1 protein-coding gene is annotated in these 1,166 nt (G+C 68.9%); it reads left to right on the top strand.

Annotated elements, in window-relative coordinates; all coding sequences use genetic code 11:
• Window positions 1–200: 200 nt before the first annotated feature.
• Window positions 201–1,166, top strand: a 966-nt coding sequence (locus EQG76_RS28965; protein ID WP_321573535.1) for an adenylate/guanylate cyclase domain-containing protein, incomplete at its 3' end; no start/stop codon positions are given.

Below are 1,166 nucleotides of genomic sequence, written 5' to 3'. Positions count from 1 at the left end.
TTCCGCCGGGTGGCGACGAGATACGACAAACTCGCCGCCCACTACCTCGCCTTCGTCCAGATCGCCTCAAACCAGCGACATGCTGGGCAGCATCGAGGCACGCCTCCACAGCGCCAATGAGCCAACCGGTCGGGTCGATACCACCGCGACGTGGTATAGTCTGGCCAGGAGTGCGGGCGCGTCGGAGCGGAGGGATCGGGGTGGACATCGGGGCCTGGCTGCGCGGGCTGGGCTTGGGGCAGTATGAGCAGATGTTCCGGGAGCATGGCGTCGACCTGGAGGTCCTGCCGCACCTCACGCTCGACGACCTCAGGGACATGGGCATCACCGCGGTCGGTCACCGGCGCAAGCTGCTTCAGGCGGCTGGGCCGTTGCGGGAGATGCCGCACGACCTGCAGGTGCCTGCGTCTCATGCTGACAGGCCGGAGCGGCCGAGCGAGTCCCCGGCCGAGCGGCGCCAGCTCACCGTGGCGTTCGTCGACCTGGTCGGCTCCACGGTGCTCAGCCGCCGTCTCGATCCCGAGGACATGCGCGAGGTCATCCGCGCCTACCAGAACGTCGTTGCCGGCGAGATCCACCGCTTCGGGGGACATGTCGCGAAGTTCATGGGCGATGGTGTGCTTGCCTATTTCGGCTGGCCCCAGGCTCAGGAAGACGCGGCCGAGCGAGCAGTCCGCGCTGCGCTCGGGGTGGTCCAGGCGCTGGGACGCGTGGCAACGCCGGCAGATGAGCCCCTGGCCACACGCATCGGGATCGCGACGGGCGTGGTGGTCGTAGGCGATCTAGTCGGCGAGGGAGCGGCCCAGGAGGAAGCGGTCGTTGGCCAGACCCCCAATCTTGCCGCCCGGCTCCAGCAGGTGGCCGAGCCCGGCACCGTCGTGATCGGTGAGGCGACGCAGCGGCTACTGGGCGATCTATTCGTGGTCGAACAGCTGCCGGACCCGGTGCTCCGCGGCTTCGATGATGCGGTGCATGCTTACCGGGTCCTGGGAGAAGGCAGTGCCGAGAGCCGCTTCGAGGCCATGCATGGTGCCGCACCAGGTCCTCTGATCGGTCGCGAGCAGGAGCTGGCCCTGCTGCTCGAGCGCTGGCGGCTGGCGGCTGCTGGCAAAGGTCAGGTGGTACTGCTCGGCGGCGAGCCCGGCATCGGCAAGTCCCGCCTCGTC

Origin of the sequence: Geminicoccus flavidas, from assembly GCF_009806515.1 — a bacterium.
In the GTDB taxonomy this organism is placed as follows: Bacteria; Pseudomonadota; Alphaproteobacteria; order Geminicoccales; family Geminicoccaceae; genus Geminicoccus; species Geminicoccus flavidus.
Note: the sequence above shows the minus strand (reverse complement) of the source record. Positions and strands in the feature narration are given on the sequence as shown.